This is a genomic window from Vibrio sp. YT-18 (genome assembly GCF_033337345.1).
Classification (GTDB): domain Bacteria; phylum Pseudomonadota; class Gammaproteobacteria; order Enterobacterales; family Vibrionaceae; genus Vibrio; species Vibrio alginolyticus.
Map to the genome: position 1 here is coordinate 188,153 of NZ_JAWOQO010000005.1, position 17,613 is coordinate 205,765.

General features: G+C 42.0%; 13 protein-coding genes and 4 tRNA genes. 8 read left to right on the forward strand and 9 right to left on the reverse strand.

Annotated features, from left to right (window positions below):
- Positions 1-309: 309 nt before the first annotated feature.
- Positions 310-1,539 carry an alanine racemase gene (gene alr / locus R7M72_RS09240; RefSeq protein ID WP_025767730.1) on the reverse strand — a complete coding sequence of 410 codons (1,230 nt, stop codon included), beginning with the start codon at positions 1,537-1,539 and terminating at the stop codon, positions 310-312.
- A 201-nt stretch (positions 1,540-1,740) separates the two neighbouring features.
- On the reverse strand, positions 1,741-3,372 hold the full coding sequence (locus tag R7M72_RS09245; protein WP_053303666.1) for a methyl-accepting chemotaxis protein: 1,632 nt from the start codon (positions 3,370-3,372) through the stop codon (positions 1,741-1,743).
- 550 nt (positions 3,373-3,922) lie between these two features.
- On the opposite strand from R7M72_RS09245, the gene R7M72_RS09250 reads away from it, so the two are divergent.
- From R7M72_RS09250 to R7M72_RS09265, 4 genes are all read left to right on the forward strand, one after another.
- Positions 3,923-4,009: transfer RNA gene (locus R7M72_RS09250), tRNA-Leu, on the forward strand.
- 36 nt (positions 4,010-4,045) lie between these two features.
- Positions 4,046-4,119 (forward strand) — tRNA-Cys (locus R7M72_RS09255).
- A 307-nt stretch (positions 4,120-4,426) separates the two neighbouring features.
- Complete coding sequence (gene amyS / locus R7M72_RS09260) at positions 4,427-5,950, forward strand: alpha-amylase (RefSeq protein WP_315957182.1); 1,524 nt, start codon at positions 4,427-4,429, stop codon at positions 5,948-5,950.
- 130 nt (positions 5,951-6,080) lie between these two features.
- Entirely contained in the window at positions 6,081-6,335 is a 255-nt protein-coding gene (locus R7M72_RS09265) for a hypothetical protein (RefSeq protein ID WP_005375990.1), read from the forward strand.
- A gap of 74 nt (positions 6,336-6,409) precedes the next feature.
- Here R7M72_RS09265 and R7M72_RS09270 read toward each other — a convergent pair whose 3' ends face one another.
- On the reverse strand, positions 6,410-7,198 hold the full coding sequence (locus R7M72_RS09270) for a lipase family protein (RefSeq protein WP_005375991.1): 789 nt from the start codon (positions 7,196-7,198) through the stop codon (positions 6,410-6,412).
- 69 nt (positions 7,199-7,267) lie between these two features.
- On the reverse strand, positions 7,268-8,197 hold the full coding sequence (locus R7M72_RS09275) for a CHAD domain-containing protein (RefSeq protein ID WP_025767733.1): 930 nt from the start codon (positions 8,195-8,197) through the stop codon (positions 7,268-7,270).
- A 302-nt stretch (positions 8,198-8,499) separates the two neighbouring features.
- Here R7M72_RS09275 and R7M72_RS09280 point away from each other — a divergent pair.
- Together R7M72_RS09280 and R7M72_RS09285 are read left to right on the forward strand one after the other, a co-directional pair.
- Positions 8,500-8,586, forward strand: a tRNA-Leu gene (locus R7M72_RS09280).
- A gap of 36 nt (positions 8,587-8,622) precedes the next feature.
- Positions 8,623-8,696 (forward strand) — tRNA-Cys (locus tag R7M72_RS09285).
- A gap of 5 nt (positions 8,697-8,701) precedes the next feature.
- On the opposite strand, the gene R7M72_RS09290 is transcribed toward R7M72_RS09285, so the two are convergent.
- The 5 genes from R7M72_RS09290 to rnk form a co-directional block, all read right to left on the reverse strand.
- On the reverse strand, positions 8,702-9,694 hold the full coding sequence (locus tag R7M72_RS09290; protein ID WP_005376038.1) for an LLM class flavin-dependent oxidoreductase: 993 nt from the start codon (positions 9,692-9,694) through the stop codon (positions 8,702-8,704).
- 222 nt (positions 9,695-9,916) lie between these two features.
- Positions 9,917-10,957: a GGDEF domain-containing protein gene (locus R7M72_RS09295; RefSeq protein ID WP_226083032.1), complete on the reverse strand. Its 1,041-nt coding sequence runs from the start codon at positions 10,955-10,957 to the stop codon at positions 9,917-9,919.
- A gap of 298 nt (positions 10,958-11,255) precedes the next feature.
- Entirely contained in the window at positions 11,256-12,242 is a 987-nt protein-coding gene (locus tag R7M72_RS09300) for an ABC transporter substrate-binding protein (protein ID WP_213885559.1), read from the reverse strand.
- A gap of 227 nt (positions 12,243-12,469) precedes the next feature.
- On the reverse strand, positions 12,470-13,429 hold the full coding sequence (locus R7M72_RS09305) for a diguanylate cyclase domain-containing protein (RefSeq protein ID WP_318056151.1): 960 nt from the start codon (positions 13,427-13,429) through the stop codon (positions 12,470-12,472).
- 239 nt (positions 13,430-13,668) lie between these two features.
- Positions 13,669-14,076: a nucleoside diphosphate kinase regulator gene (gene rnk, locus R7M72_RS09310; protein ID WP_005376048.1), complete on the reverse strand. Its 408-nt coding sequence runs from the start codon at positions 14,074-14,076 to the stop codon at positions 13,669-13,671.
- Positions 14,077-14,603: 527 nt separating this feature from the next.
- On the opposite strand from rnk, the gene nirB reads away from it, so the two are divergent.
- Both nirB and nirD read left to right on the forward strand, forming a co-directional pair.
- Positions 14,604-17,168, forward strand: coding sequence for a nitrite reductase large subunit NirB (nirB, locus tag R7M72_RS09315; protein WP_182016101.1), 2,565 nt, complete (start codon positions 14,604-14,606; stop codon positions 17,166-17,168).
- 13 nt (positions 17,169-17,181) lie between these two features.
- Positions 17,182-17,505, forward strand: coding sequence for a nitrite reductase small subunit NirD (gene nirD, locus R7M72_RS09320; RefSeq protein ID WP_182016100.1), 324 nt, complete (start codon positions 17,182-17,184; stop codon positions 17,503-17,505).
- Positions 17,506-17,613: the final 108 nt, after the last annotated feature.

The window sequence follows — 17,613 nt, forward strand, 5'->3', positions numbered from 1 at the left end:
AGATACCTAGCTAGCAGGCAAAGGGGCAGTGCCATACGAGTGTGTTTGTTATTCTTTTGTAAACTTCATGTTTAACATCAATTGGAGGGGCTTTCAAACTCTAAGTGCTATATAAAATTGAGCCATCCAAGCGGCTTTAAGAAACAGAGTGTAGAGAGTCGCGCTTGGTAGTGCTAAAGGAGAATAAAACAACAGAAATAGTAAGCTCTGTTTAATTGATAACATCACGAGCTAGTACAGATTAGTAAATAAGAAAGAAAGCGAGCACGAGGCTCGCTTTTTCGCTCTGTTACGAATAACTGAATAGGTTTATTTTACGTAGACACGAGGGTTCGCGCTTCCCCAAACAGTGTATAGTTCAGGGAAGATGACTTCTGCGTGTTTTTCCATCTCAGCAGCTGAAATCGTTTTGCCTTGTTGGGAGCCAAACAAAACAACTTCAGAACCAGGCTCAACATCTTTGATACCTGTAACATCTACCATAGTAGTGTTCATTGAAGCAACGCCCGCAACTTTTGCACGTTGGCCATTGATCAGAACTTCTGCCGTATTCCCCATTTTTCGTGGATAACCATCAGAGTAACCAACAGGAATGTTCGCCATTAAGCTTTCTTTGCTTGTTGTGTAGCTGCTGTCGTAACCGACTGTGCTATTTTTTGGCAGGTGGTGAACGGATGCCACGCGTGTTTTGAAAGACACGATAGAAGGGTACTCAGGGTTAGTTGGTAAGTCTCCGTATAAAACGCCACCAGGACGAACCATATCAAGCTGCGCCTCAGGAACATTAAGCGCGGTGTAAGAGTTTGCTACGTGCAGTAAAATGTTGTCGCGTTTTAGATTCGCTTCTTTAATCAGCCATGCAGAACTGTCTTTGAATGAAGCTAACTTTTGGCGCACGTCGTCTGCATTGTAGTTAGGGAAATGAGTCATGATACCAACAATATTTACGCCAGCTTGTTGAGCGATTTTTAGCGCTTCTTTCTTGCCTGCTTCTGTCGTCATATCAACACCATTACGTCCCATACCACCGTCGTTCAGAGCAAGGTGAACTTTGATTTCTTTACCAGCTTTCTCGGCTAGTTTAGACAGTGCTTTAGCTTGCTCTGCTGTGCCTATCAACTCTTCGACATTTAGGTTGATTGCGGCTTCAATCTCGCCAATATCCGCTGAGCGTACACGCATAAGTTGGCCTTTAAAGCCACTGTCGCGAACAGTTTGTGCTTCAGCGTTACTTGCAACGGCAACGCAAGGAATTTGTTGCTCGATAATAGTCGGCATCAGGCCTGCGATACCATTGCCGTATGCGTCGGCTTTCATCACGGCACAAATTTTCGTTTTGCCATCCATGTGCGATTTAAACTGCTCAATATTATCGCGGAACTGACCTAAGTTTATTTCTAGCCAAGCGTTAGCACCTTGAACTTGCTCTGCTTTTGCTGCTGTATTGCTAATTTGAAGAGGAGCAGCAGTAGCTTGCATTACAGGAACCGCGATTGCAGCAGCGATAGTCAGTGATAGTAAGGTTTTATTTAAGCGCATAAAGTCTCCGTACGCGTTTTTTGTATTGGTTATGTTATTGAGTACTTGGGGAAAGTACCTGACGAAGTAAAACGCTCCAAGTGGTGCTTTGGAGCGTTTATTAAGATAGTGATTTAATATATACCTAAATATACCTCAGTGATGACATTCAATTTAAGCAAATCGGGATTGATTTGATATCTACTAAGGTACCCACTGAGTTTAACTCAGTTTAAAGCGGCTCATTACATCTTTAAGAGAAATGGATAGCTGGCTTAGTTCGCGGCACGCCTGTGCGGTTTGCTCCGAGCCTTGCGAGACCTCTTGAGATGCTAAATGTATGTTTTCAATGCTGCGGTTAAGCTCTTCCGCAACAGAGTCTTGCTGGTTACAAGCCGTGGCGATTTGGGTACCCATGTCTGAGATGTCCGAAATCGAATGCTCAATGTCGCTCATCAGCTGTTTTGATTGAATGCCTTGTTCTGCACATTCTGAGATACTGGTTCTAGAAAGTTCAGTGGCTGATTTTGCGTCTTTTGCAAGTGATTGTAGCTGCTCAATGATCGAAGTGATTTCACTCGTTGAATCTTGCGTACGGCCAGCAAGAGTTCGAACTTCGTCTGCAACGACGGCAAAGCCACGACCAGACTCACCAGCACGCGCCGCTTCAATGGCTGCATTAAGTGCAAGTAGGTTGGTTTGATCGGCGATGTCGCGGATAACATCCACGATCACGTTAATTTTATTCGATTGCTGTTCAAGCTCTGCTACGGTATCGCCTGCAGCGCCAATTACGTTTGAAACTTCTTGAATCGCGTCAACCATACCTTGGGTTTCACGAACACCGTGTTGTGTGCGGCGGTTTGCTTCGTTAGCTTGGTTCGCTGAGTCTTCAGTGTTACGAGCAACATCGGCTACGGCCGCTTTCATTTCTGTCATTGCTGTTGCGATGTGCGTAATTTGCAGCTGTTGATCTTTCATACCAGACGCAGAAATATCGGAGATTTGGTTCATCTCTTCGACAGCGCTGCTTAACTGAGTAACTGCAGCAATCACATTATCGATAACTTGGCGTAAGTCATCTTGCATCTTAGTGGTCGCGTCTGCCAGTTCACCAAGCTCATCATTGCCGATTGCTTTACGGTCAATGTCACTTGATAGATCACCTGTCGCGATGGCATTTGCTTGCTCAACAACAAGTTTAAGTGGGCCACAAATTAGCCGAGTCAGCACGTATGTCATGCCTACCATGATCAGTAGAATAATCACGTTACTTGCAATTGAAGAATTACTCAATCCATTTACAGAGGACAGGATATGAGTTTTGTTGCTGTCCATAGCTTCTTTAAGGAGACGGATTAGTTCGCCTAACTCTGAGTCAACCGCTTCGAAAGCAGACAAAGAGTTCGCCAAAATAGGGTGGGCCTTGCTTTTGTCGTTAGCTAGCATCGCTTCATTGTACTGGTCCATAGTATCCAAGTACTTTTTCCACTGACGCATAAGACGCTGGTAAGTTTGCTGCTCTTCGCCAGGCCAGATAGTTTCACCGTAAGCGTTGAGCTCTCTAGTGATCTTTTCGCGTTCTCTAATATTGTTAGAAATTTTAGTTTTGACTTGGTCTGCGTCTTCATAAGTGTACGCAGCAAATTGAGCTCGGCGCCAGCGAGACAAGTGGTCTCGAATCGAATCGACCCTTTCCATTGCAGGAAGCGTATCATCGGTATAGTTTAAAAGTTCAGATTTGATGCTTTTGAGCTCTGTAGATAAAAACACGCCAAATGCAATGTTGACGATGGCAATGAGTAAAAACGATAGCGATATCTTTTTCGCTATAGAAAGATTCTTGATAGACATTAGTGATATACCTTGTTTTTCTTATGTTGTGTCGCCAAAGTAAACCACATCCTTATATGTGATATATGTCCATTAAATTACTGCAACTCGTGTAACGTACCATTATTTATTGATATTTTCGATAATGAATTGAGCTTTGTTTGAAAATAAAAAAAGTCAATGATTTTATAAAGGTACGACCACATTCGATATAAAGTTATCGGTAACAAAATATGATGTTCTGTACGCAGTCGTGCCAAGAGTAGGGAATCAAATTGTTACAGATGTTACAGCGGTGAAAAGATCAGCGTTCATAACGTGATAGTCGCGTGTTTACCTCGAAGCAGTTACGGGCACTAGTATGCGTATGACTTAATAGACAATGAAAGGGAACGGGTGCTTATTGGTCTAATTGAATGCCAAATATACTAGGCAGATCGCTTTTTAAGCACTTAAATCAAAAAGATAAAATTTATTGTTGACCAGATAAATTAATCCGTTAAAGTACGCCTCGTTCTGACGGCAAAGGTCGCTGAGACAGATGGTGTCTAACCCATCGCATGATTGCGTTGCCCTGGTGGTGGAATTGGTAGACACAAGGGATTTAAAATCCCTCGGCGTTCGCGCTGTGCCGGTTCAAGTCCGGCCCGGGGCACCATCAAAATCTTTAGTGACAGAGATATAAAATCAGAAAGGCGCCTTGGCAGAGTGGCTATGCAGCGGATTGCAAATCCGTGGACCTCGGTTCGACTCCGGGAGGCGCCTCCACTATTTCCAAAGCCAGTCTTAAATGACTGGCTTTTTTCGTTTTTAGTCCGCCTTTTCGTAACCCTTCGCGCTTTCCTAAAGTCTCCCATGTTTTGATCACCATTCAATATTTTTAACGTGCTAATCATTGATTTTATAAATGTTAGACAACTCAATAATTGTATAGTGTGATTGGTGATAGTTTCTCTTCGATTGTAATCCGAACTTTTTGTATTACAGGCAGCAACCTAGCTAGCGTCATAGTTAGTATCGCTTGGTGCGTATATGCAGAAAGGAGGATTCTAGTCCTTAACGTGAGAGAAAAATAATGAAAACATTCAACCTTAAACCTACACTTTTACCCTTAACTTTGCTGCTCAGTTCGCCTGTAATGGCGGCACAAAATGGCACCATGATGCAGTATTTCCATTGGTATGTGCCAAATGACGGTGCACTCTGGACACAAGTTGAAAACAACGCTTCGGCACTATCTGACAACGGCTTTACTGCGTTATGGTTACCGCCCGCCTATAAAGGTGCTGGTGGTAGCAACGACGTCGGTTATGGCGTTTATGATATGTACGATTTGGGAGAGTTTGATCAAAAAGGTTCGGTGCGCACCAAGTATGGCACCAAAGATCAGTACCTAAGCGCCATCAATACTGCCCATAAAAACAATATCCAGATTTATGGCGATGTGGTGTTCAACCATCGCGGCGGTGCGGATGGTAAATCCTGGGTCGACACCAAGCGAGTCGATTGGAACAACCGAAATATTGAACTTGGTGATAAATGGATTGAAGCGTGGGTAGAGTTTGATTTCCCTGGGCGCAACGATAAGTACTCAAACTTTCATTGGACGTGGTACCACTTTGATGGCGTGGACTGGGACGATGCTGGCGAAGAAAAAGCTATCTTCAAATTCAAAGGTGAGGGTAAGGCATGGGATTGGGAAGTGAGCTCAGAAAAAGGCAACTACGATTACCTTATGTACGCTGATCTAGACATGGATCACCCTGAAGTTAAGAAAGAACTTAAAGACTGGGGTGAGTGGTATATCAACATGACTGGTGTTGATGGGTTTAGAATGGACGCGGTGAAGCACATCAAATATCAATACCTGCAAGAATGGATTGATCACCTACGTTGGAAAACAGGGAAAGAACTATTCACGGTCGGAGAGTACTGGAACTACGATGTGAATCAGCTGCATAACTTTATCACCAAAACCTCTGGCAGCATGTCTTTGTTTGATGCACCGTTACATATGAACTTTTATAATGCGTCTAAATCGGGTGGTAGCTACGATATGCGTCAAATCATGGATGGTACGCTGATGAAGGACAATCCAGTCAAAGCGGTTACCTTAGTAGAAAACCATGACACTCAGCCTTTGCAGGCGTTGGAATCAACCGTTGATTGGTGGTTCAAGCCGCTCGCTTACGCATTTATCTTATTGCGTGAAGAAGGTTATCCATCCGTGTTTTATGCAGATTACTACGGCGCGCAGTACAGTGATAAATGGCATGACATCAATATGGTCAAAGTGCCTTACATTAAAGAGCTAGTAACACTGCGTAAAGATTATGCCTATGGCAAACAACATTCTTATCTCGACCACTGGGACGTAATTGGTTGGACTCGAGAAGGTGATGCAAAGCATCCACATTCAATGGCCGTGATCATGAGTGATGGACCTGGCGGCTCGAAGTGGATGTATACGGGTAAACCAAGTGCTCGCTACGTAGACAAGTTGGGTATCCGAACTGAAGAAGTTTGGACTGATGCGAATGGTTGGGCTGAGTTCCCAGTAAACGGCGGATCTGTCTCGGTTTGGGTTGGCGTTGAATAATCCATTCCTGTGATTTTGATACAGAGTAGGCAATTCTTGATAAAACTCTTCAATGAATCAATGTGTTATTTGATATTCATTCGACAAATGAGTAACTTATAGTTGAGCATAATCTAGAGGAAGATAAAGAATGGAATCTATTGCTGATGTATTGGTTGTGGCTATTGTGTTCGGTGCCATATTTGGGGGCGGGATAATAAAGTTAATCTTGAACCATCGTAAAGAAGTAAGAGCGTTGGAGATATCTGAACGTAATACGATGAGCCGAGAAGAACAAGATAACCTTAACAAGCAAATTGGTGACTTGAAGCGACGTGTTGAAGTGTTAGAGCGAATTGTCACAGATAACAAATATCAACTTGAAAAAGAAATCGCCTCTCTGTAGATCACCACTTAATCGTAAAGCCGGCGAAGTCCGGCTTTTTGGTGTCTGTACGTCATACCTTTCGGATGTTTAACTCAGCGTTCATCAAAAAAGTCTTTGTCGCGAATGTATTTACTCATAAAGTGATAAGAGAACGGTCGCATTAACCAACTAAATAAGGAGCGCCCAAGCCGTATGAGCGTTGGGGTGTTCTCGTATATTCTCCCGTTATATAACCATAGCATTTTGCCTACATGCCAATACAAAAAAGGTACGGGCGGCATAAAGGTCACGATGTCGATGTCGCAACAAATCCTGTATGTTTTGTGCCCCAAACGGTAGCGTTTCTTAAACGTCCAATCTCCGACAGCGGGCTGTCCGAAAGTGACCACGCGTTTAATGCTTTTGGGGTATTTTTTCTCAATATAGTCAGCAAAAACACTGCCAATCGCGCCACCTGAAGAGTGGCCAGTAATAGTGATTCTTTTTCCCCTGAGAATAAGTGGTACAACGATACCTTCGAGGCGTTCGATCACGGTCAACCCTAACCGATCTTCATTCCGGCTCGGTAAACTTTCTTGGAACAACAGATGATAGAAACCCGCGTGAATGCGATAGTTTAGTCCCAACCTTCGACAACTTCTCGTCCACATCGCGAAGTTCAACAACCAATCACTGATACTGTGTGAGCCTTTAATCACTACGACCACTTCACTCTGTTTTTTACTCCAGAGCACGCGAATCATAATCTTACCGTGTTCATTTCTAATGACTCGTTGCCCATTAGGATCGAATCCATATTGAGTTTGTCTGAAGACGCGAGGGTAGGCGAGATTACAAAGCACCGCATAGCGCTCGTATTGGTATCGTTTTAATGGTTTCACGTTATCTTTCTTAGTGGAGCCCAACGATTGACTGTAATTAATGAATATTAAGAATACGTGAACCTTGATTTAGGGTCGGTAGAGATTTTGTGTATTGGAATCGCGAATGAAAGACTCAAACTGGCTTAAATGCGTCAAGATGGTTTGGCGAGAGAGTTCATGATGTTCGCTAAGCACGTTAATTAGCTTTTTCAAAGCCTTACGATCTTGTTTATTGAGATTTGCTGTTTCTTTGAGTTGTGCGAAAAATTCAATTTGACTTGAAGTGTCGTTAAAGTCACCGAGCTTGTCTTGCAATAGTTTGAGTTGTTTCACGTTGTTTTTGTGCTGTTGGGAAGGATAGAGCGTGGAAAATCCTTCTAACAAATAACGAAGCGCTTTGCACTTTATCCGCATCGAATGAATCACGCTGTCACGACTTTTGTCCGAGATTTTGCGTCGTGCTTTATCAACTTTTTTAAATTGAACGGAGATTTTTTGGCTTGCGAAAAGTAACGCAGGTACGTTGCTATCCACTGGTTCGTGTTGCGTACTTCGCAACATACTATTCCTGATCAAAGTGCAGTGCGTTGTGTATTCTTGTGTAGCTAGCCAACGCGTAACTTTTGCTTGTTCGTAAGCACGTTCAGATTCTATAAAGCAAAAAAGTTGCTCAAGAGACGATTTGTGATTTGGGAGCATTTCAATGTATTGGTTTTTGTCCAAGATAAATACGTCCAAATCACGCAGCTTATTTGTTTTCTTCATCATTATTCTTAAATGAGGTTTCAAAATACGCTGTTCAAAAGGAGGGATCAGTTCGCGAAGTAGTGAGCATAGTGAGCGTATGCGCCTCAGTGTGACGCGATATTGGTGTGTATATTCAGGATCCAAGTCGTCGATGACTCCCTGCTCCAGAGAGCGTGCATAATCAAATTCAGTAAGGAAGAAGTGGGGCACTACGAAGTCGAGTTCGGAGTCGGCATGTAAGGGTAAGTGAAATGATGGTTTTCGAAACATGATGAGCGCTATTTTGTTCTCTGAAATACACGTTAAGTTTATACCCATACTGTTAACTTGCGCGATTTGTTGGCTCTTCATTGATATAAAATGAGAAGGTTAAAAGGCACGAAAGCAAAGCGTATTGATGATCAAATAAGCAAAATGATCGCCCTTTGTTCGTTTGAGTTGGCTTTTTAACCATTTGAATAAAAAAGACTAATTTTTTGTTGACCAGATAAATTAATCCGTTAAAGTACGCCTCGTTCTCACGGCAAAGGCCGCTGAGACAGATGGTGTCTAAGCCATCGCATGATTGCGTTGCCCTGGTGGTGGAATTGGTAGACACAAGGGATTTAAAATCCCTCGGCGTTCGCGCTGTGCCGGTTCAAGTCCGGCCCGGGGCACCATCAAAATCTTTAGTGACAGAGATATAAAATCAGAAAGGCGCCTTGGCAGAGTGGCTATGCAGCGGATTGCAAATCCGTGGACCTCGGTTCGACTCCGGGAGGCGCCTCCATTCTTTTACTTGTCCATGAGTTCCGATAGTAACCTGTAGGATCTCAACTTCTCAGATTGTTCAAACACCATCGTGTTTACCATAATTTCATCCGCCCCAGTGCGTTCCAAAAGTTTCTCAATTTTCTGTCTTACATATGTTTGATCACCATGGATAGATTCACGTAATTGAGTTTCAACGTGAAGCTTTTCCTGTGCTGACCATAGTGGTGCCATACTTTTCACTGGTGCGCGAAGTTTTTCGCGATTGCCGCGAATCATTTTTAAGAATTTTTGCTTCTCTGTTGTCGCGAGAAAATCTGCATGTGACTGAGTATCCGCTACGATAACGTTGGCACAAATCATCACATAGGGTTGAGCTAAATGCTCGGATGGGACAAACTCATCTCGATAAAAGTTTAGAGCACGAGACATTGCATCTGGAGCAAAGTGTGCAGCGAATGCGAAAGGTAAGCCTCTCTTAGCTGCTAAACGTGCACTGTATGTACTCGACCCCAGAAGCCAAATCGGCAGAGATGTGTTGTTACCTGGATAAGCCGCGACTGGTTGATTTCGAGATACGGGACCAAGAAAGAAATTAAGTTCCTCCAACAGCTCTTCAAAGTCAGGATCCATATGCTCTGGTTCCCGCCTTAATGCATGCATTGTTTGGTAGTCGGTGCCTGGTGCGCGTCCTAACCCGAGGTCAATGCGACCAGGGTATAATGCCTCTAACGTTCCGAATTGCTCTGCAATTACTAGTGGTGCATGGTTAGGTAACATGATTCCACCTGAACCTAAACGGATCGAGTTCGTGTGCGCTCCAATATGACTGAGTAATACACTGGTTGCGGCACTGGCGATATCGGGCATGTTATGGTGTTCAGCCATCCAAAACCGATGATAGCCCCAGGACTCGATTGATTGAGCTAATTCAACGGAGCGTTCGAACGTTTCGGTGAAGTTTGTTCCGTCGGACACGGGTGCCAAATCCAGAACAGATAAACGAGGAAAAGACATAGGATAGTTATAGCCTGTTAATGAATCTTAACTATCATATGGTGGTGAAAGTTGACGTTTAAAAGGGGAGGATTAACCATTCACAATGGATTATTTTTCTTCAATGCCTGGAGAGCGTTTAGCTTTTGCTATGTGATAAAAGCGGCTTTATTACTGTAAGTGGCCACAGTGGTCGATGTCGTTGAATATTCGCATGTAGAACGTTTCCACAGCTACTTTAGATTAAAACATAGGCCTCTTTAACAGCGAACTGCTGTTGTCGACAATAGTGAACGAGCTAGCTTTAGAACGTTTTGACTGATACATAGACTTGTCTGCCGCTGTTAATAATTCATGTACATTCGACCCATGCTCAGGATAGAGTGCAATACCAATGCTAGCTCCGACGCATAACTCTTTACCTTTAAAATGAATTACTTTTTCTATTTCTTGGATATAACGTAGTGCACATGCAGACAGAGACGTACCTGTTGTGTGTGAACGATGAATAATAATAAATTCATCTCCACCAAAGCGGCCTACCATGTCTGATTCGTCGATAATACTTGATAATCTACTAGCTACAGATTTTAACACTGCATCACCTGCCTCATGGCCATGGCTATCGTTAATATCCTTAAATAAATTTAAATCTATAAAAAACAAACTAAAACTATTCTCACTGCCTCTGAAATTACGCGTAAGCTGGATCAAATGTTTTTCTATTGCTCGACGATTGTAGATATTAGTTAAGGAGTCGTGCTCAGACAAAAATACCAAACTTTCTTTTTGACGATTTAGAACTGAAGTTTGATTCTCTACTTCTTCTTTAAGTTTTGATTTTGATATTGTTGTGTGGTTTAACAATGCCGCCATTTTATTGAAGTAACAAGACAGATTTTCAAATTCCGTGAATTGATTTTCTGAAGGGATTTTATAGTCAAAATTTGACCTGCTTAATTGTTTTATTCCATTTATAAACCTTTGAAAGCTTCTCTTGAACTTTATTTTTATATAAAAACACAATAGCATAACAACCAGAGAGATAAAAATAATACCTGCTTGAGTGTAATAATTTAAATTTTGTAGTTTTGTAGACTTATTATTAAGTATTTTTTTATAAATATATATTATTTCATTATTCATATCCTGGGATACAATATTTATTCTGGATTGTATGGCAGGATTTGATTTATTATCATTTACAACTGAATCATTATGGCGATCTTTTTCTAGTAAATGATTATTTTCATATTGAACTAAAAAATACAGTTCGAGATTCATTTTTTTTAGGTCTTTAGTAAGGTATAAAACATCTTCATTTTGAGATAATAATTCGTTTAATTTGTTATGAGAAATCATGAATTGTGTGAAATTGTTTTTTCCCCTATTTTGAGTGTAAGCCCAAAGATAACTACTTAATGACTCTAATGATATTTGTATGTCCATTATTTGGTTTAATTGTTTCTTGGCTTTATAATCTTCTATTTTTATGAAGCTTATGTATACTATAACGCTGATACATAGTATTACGCTTAGACTGAATAGTGATGCTAAATAGTGGTTTAACGAACGATGCATTTTAATCTAGACCATCAAAATATGAATTGATATAGTTTTCTTTAAATATTTTTCTGTAATTTGGAATCTGTCCTTCTACATAGTTTTGTTTTAATGCCCAATTAGCTTCTGATTGTAATGTAAATAATAAAGAATTCGTTAAATTTAATCGAAAGTTATAATCATCCCAGCTCCAAGATATTTCTTCAACTGTTGTGTTAAGTTTTTGTGATAGTATTTTCATTGTTAAATGAGGGTTTTTATCCATCCAGTTAATTGAGTGATGAAGTGACTTTATTATTTTCATTACTTCTTGATCTGATTTTTCAATGTGTATTTCTTTTGATACAAGCAAAAAGTAAAGTTTATACACGCCAATAATTCCTATGTTCTTTACTTCTTCATTTATTCTATTCTTGGCCATAAATCCGTATGGCTCCCAAGTAGATATTGCATCGACGTTTCCTTGTATTAAATGATTTATAATAACCTGCGTTGTTGATGATATTTTTTCTACTTTTTCTAAATCAATGTCATTTACCTGTAGCAACAAGTCTAAGTAATATTCGCTAGCGCTCTTTTTTATTACACCAACCTTTTTTCCTGGTAATTTATCTATACTTTCTATACCAGACCGATTTTTAGTTAGCAGCTTAATATCATTCGTAGAAGATGCAAAAGAAGTGATTAATGCTAAATCTTTGTATTCAAAGCTTTTAAACATCAGTACGCTTTCAGAAAAAGTGGCGTAATTAACATGGTTTTCTAGAAGTAGGTTTGAACATTCGACCCCTCCAAAGCACATGATAAGTTCGACGTTTAAATCGTTTTCTTCAAACGCGCCTATGTGCTCTGCAATGATAAAAGGGGCTGACAGAGGCGTCTTAGATATACCGATTGTTGTAGGTTTGTGGATAGCATTTGATACCGTTGTTAACTTTAAATAAGCAACTACTAATGCAGAAAGAACTAAAATTATGATAACTGTAGAAATCTGTTTTGTATCCATCAAAAACAACTCCCTTCATAATAGTAGTAATTAATCTATCAGTTAAATGAGTGTAGTTGCTTATTGGGTTGATGCTAGGAGAGGAGGGGATTTATTTGTATCGTGCCAAATTTATGAGTACCTAGGGGTAATTTCGGTAACTGGCTTAGATATAAAGAATTTATCTTTAGTTAGTTCAAGTTGTAGCAAATGACTGATTTCATAACATGATGATTTATGGAGAGATATCAACTTTTTAAGTTGAAAAATTGTACTCCATTTTTGCCATTTTTCTTTATCTCATACATTGCGTGATCGGCTTTTTGATACACTTCATTAAACGGTTGCTTTCCTTTGTTAAAGAGACAAACACCGATACTCATTCCTATCGTTACTTTATGTAAGTCTTGATTTATCGCTGGAATGATTGAATCTAAGAGTTGATTGCAAAGTTGGGATATTTCCTCTCGACTTGAATGCCAGTTTAAGATAACAAATTCATCGCCTCCTATGCGTCCAACTTGAGACTTGCTTGACGCAAGCTCTGTTAAGCTATTGGCGATATTGATGAGGAGGGTGTCGCCAGTATGATGGCCTAGCAGGTCGTTAACTGCTTTAAAATTATCTATATCAACAAACACTAAAGCAGACTGCTGAGACGGTTCGGTTTGAGGTTGATGATTAAAGTTTTCCTCAATTGCTTTTCTATTTAACAATCCGGTCAATGGATCACTCGAAGCTAACTTAGCCAGTTGCTGCTCATATCGCTTTTCTTTTGTAATATCGATATGAGTGCCCATCATACGTAGTGGTTCGCCATCAGAACCATACTCGACGATGCGCCCTCGATCGTAGACCCAACTATCACTGCCGTCTTTATGAATCATGCGATGAACTACCTCATAAAGGTCGGTTTTGCCAGCTAGGTGATCTTCAAATGCACCCACCGCAAGATCATAATCTTCAGGGTGGAGATTGTTTTTCCACGTTTCAACCGTCGCGGTTAACTCATGGGGCTGATAACCTAGCATTTTGCCCCATTGCATATTGAATATCGTCAAAGTACCTGAAGGAATATGCTGCTCCCACAAACACAGTCCATTACTGTCGAGTGCAGCATTCAACTTTTCTTGTAGTCGCGCATTTTTCCGCTTCAGCTCTTCATTTTCTTTTTCTAAGACGGCAATTCGAGTTAGATATTCTTCCATTTTGCGCATAATTTACGTCGTTTTCGGAGCGACAATATACGAAAAATACTTTGCAATTTCTATGATTGAGCTTGGAGATATAAGTATTGAATATGCGGTAAATAATAAAGAATCGGTGATGTTACTTAAGAGCAGCAAAGTAAATGCTTGGAAAAACAAAGAGGGAAATAGGGGATAAGCGAGGGGCTCTCCTGGTGCAAAGTCTTAAATGGAGGCCTTTGCACCGGGACTACTGAGGGTTAGCGGTTTAGTGCACCACAACGCTCAGGCTGGTAGGTGATATCGACAATTTCAATTGTCTTCACTTGATTATTTGGCATTGGCCATTCAAGTTTTTGACCAACAGACAAACCGATCAGTGCGCTGCCTACGGGCGCAAAAATAGAGATATCATCACTGCTTTTCAGTTCAGAAGGGTAAACCAGTGTCTTTGTCATGGTTCTATCTTCACCTGAAAATTTAAACTCTACAGTCGAGTTCATCGTGACCACGTTATCTGGCATTTGTTCTGGCTCAAGAACTGTTGCTCGGTCGAGCTCTGCTTCTAATTCCACAAGCTCCGCTGCGATGTTTGGCATTTTATCCAACAAGGCCGTGATTCGGTTCATATCTAAGCTTGAGATGTAGATAGAATTGTTTTCTGACATTTTATGACTCCCAAATAAAAGGCCGCCTCACAAAAATGGGACGGCACTCTATATGTCAATTACGGTATCAATCATATGGACGCTATTCCATATGAACTAAACCTGATTTTAGTCTTTATAGTGCGACTTAGCTAGTAAAAAATTTTTGTTGTGAAGCTTGATTTTTCTAAATCTTTCAATCACTTCAGATATTGTTCTCTGATCACCTTGAAACGGTGAAGTCAAGTGAGTGCGTCGTTTAGAAGCAAAGCAGGATTTATCGTAGGTGTGCTCGGTTTCGATGGTCAGCCTAACTTCATAAAAGCAAAACGGTATAGTCCGTTGCTAGCATGGCTTCGGTTATCTCAGTTTGTTAAAACTACCAATATCCGTTAATAAATTACTTTTTATTTCGCAATAGTCAGATAAATACGTTCATCTACCCCTTTAGGGTAGTTTGAAATTGTAATTGATTTACATCATGTATTAATTTTCTTTCACAATTAACAATGAGCTCAGTGATAAGAACCTAACCCTTAGGAATTATAATGAGCAAGTTGAAGCTAGTAGTCATCGGTAACGGTATGGTAGGGCACCGTTATATTGAAGACTTAGTCGAGAAAGCTGATATGTCTAATATGGACATTACGGTTTTCTGTGAAGAACCTCGTGTCGCATACGACCGTGTGCACCTTTCCTCTTACTTTTCTCACCATACTGCAGATGAACTTTCTTTAGTAAAAGAAGGCTTCTACGAGAAACACGGTATTAACATGCTGATCGGCGAACGCGCGATCAACATCAACCGTGAAAACCGCATTGTTTACTCAAGCACTGGTCGCGAAGTTCAATACGACAAGCTGATTCTTGCTACTGGCTCATTCCCATTTGTTCCACCTATCAAAGGTCACGAAAGCAAAGACTGTTTTGTTTACCGTACTATCGAAGATCTTAAAGCGATCGAAGCGTGTGCGAAGAAGAGCAAATCAGGCGTTGTTGTCGGTGGTGGTCTGCTAGGTCTTGAAGCAGCAGGTGCATTGAAAGCACTGGGTGTAGAAACGCATGTTGTTGAGTTTGCACCGAAGCTAATGGCTGAGCAACTTGACCTTGCTGGTGGTAACCAACTTCGACAAAAGATCGAGCGTATGGGCGTGAACGTTCACACTAGCAAAAACACGCTTGAGATTGCGCCAGAAGGCACAAACGCACGCAACGTTATGCGTTTTGCTGACGGCTCAGAGCTAGAAACAGACTTCATCGTATTCTCTGCAGGTATTCGTCCACAAGACAAACTAGCACGCCAAATGGAGCTAGAAGTGGCACCTCGTGGCGGTGTTGCTATCAACGATCATTGTCAGACTTCTGATGAGAACATCTACGCGATTGGTGAGTGTGCGTCTTGGAACGAAATGTTCTACGGCCTTGTTGCTCCTGGCTACAAGATGGCGACAGTTGCCGTTGATCACCTACTAGGTAACACAGAAAGCAAATTCGAAGGCGCTGACATGTCTGCGAAGCTGAAACTTCTAGGTGTAAAAGTAGGTTCAATCGGTGACGCGAACGGTCGTACTGAAGGTTGTAAGAGTTACGTTTACCAGAACGAAGAACAAGAAGTCTACAAACGTCTTATCGTTTCTAAAGACAACAAGAAACTGCTTGGCGCGGTTATGGTTGGCGATACGTCTGACTACGGCGACCTGCTTCAACTTATGTTGAACGAAATCGACCTACCAGAACACCCAGATGCGTTGATCCTTCCTGCACACGCAGGCGCTGAGAAACCAGCACTAGGTGCAGATGCTCTACCAGAAAGTGCAGTGATCTGCTCTTGTTTCGACGTAACCAAAGGCAAGATCGCACAAGCGGTTGCTGATGGTCACCACACATTGGGCGACATCAAAGCCGTGACGGGCGCGGGTACAGGCTGTGGTGGTTGTATTCCCCTAGTGACGTCTGTTCTAAATGCTGAGCTTGCTAAATCTGGTATCGAAGTGAAGAACGACGTGTGTGAGCACTTTGCATACTCACGCCAAGAGCTGTTCCACCTAATCCGTATTGAAGAGATCAAAACGTTTGATGAGCTTCTAGAGAAATACGGTAAAGGTTACGGCTGTGAAGTTTGTAAACCACTGGCTGGTTCTATCTTGGCTTCTTGCTGGGGTGAGCACATCCTTAAGCCACAACTGGTTAAGCTGCACGACACGAACGATAACTTCCTAGGTAACATCCAAAAAGACGGTACTTACTCTGTTATCCCACGTATGGCGGGTGGTGAAGTAACACCTCAAGCACTGAGTGCACTAGCGAACGTTGCAGCAGAATACAACCTATACACCAAAGTAACCGGTGCTCAACGTATTGGTCTGTTTGGTGCTCAAAAAGACGATCTTCCAGAGATCTGGCGCAAGCTTATCGACGCTGGTTTCGAAACAGGTCAAGCGTACGCAAAAGCACTTCGTATGGCGAAGACATGTGTGGGCTCAACTTGGTGTCGTTACGGCGTTCAAGACTCTGTTGGTCTGGGTTCTTACATCGAGAACCGTTACAAAGGCATTCGTACACCTCATAAGATGAAGTTCGGTGTTTCTGGTTGTACTCGTGAGTGTGCGGAAGCACAAGGTAAAGACCTTGGCATCATCGCGACTGACGCAGGTTGGAACATGTACGTATGTGGTAACGGCGGCATGAAACCTCGTCACGCAGACCTACTTGCAAGTGACCTAGATAAAGAAACACTAATCAAGTACATCGACCGCTTCATGATGTTCTACATCCGTACTGCTGCGCCACTACAACGCACATCAGTTTGGATGGAAAACATGGAAGGTGGCGTTGACTACCTACGCGAAGTGATTGTTAACGACAAGCTTGGTATCAACTCTCAACTAGAGGCAGACGTAGCGAAGCTTGTAGACGAGTACGAGTGTGAGTGGACTGCGACCATCAACGACGAATCACAACTGACTCGTTTCGCGCACTTCATCAACTCTGACAAGCGCGATGACAACGTTGTGTTTGTACAAGAGCGTGAACAGCACCGCCCAGCAACCTTCACGGAAAAGCACCCTGAAGCGAAAGGCGACATCCTACACGTAGCGATCACTGAAGCATAAGGGAAGGTTGATTATGTCATTTGAAAAGATTTGCCAAATCAGCGACATCGTACCGGGCACAGGTGTTTGTGCACTGGTTGATGCTCAGCAAGTTGCGGTATTCCGCCCAACACAAGCAGAAGAAGTGCTGGCGATCAGCAACACAGACCCGTTCTTCCAATCAAACGTGCTTTCTCGCGGTTTGATCTGTGAGCACCAAGGCGAGCTTTGGGTGGCTAGCCCACTTAAGAAGCAACGCTTTAACCTGACAACAGGTGCGTGCATGGAAGACGAGCGTTTTAGCGTGAAAGCGTACAAAACCCGCGTAACCAACGGCGAAGTAGAAATCTCTGCGTAAGCTTGGTTTTCATTCCCTCCTCTTAGGGGGAGGGAATGAACTGAAACCTAGATTTAATAGACAAAGGCTTTCCAAGCATCAACTCAGGGGAACAGGGAAGCGAGGTGT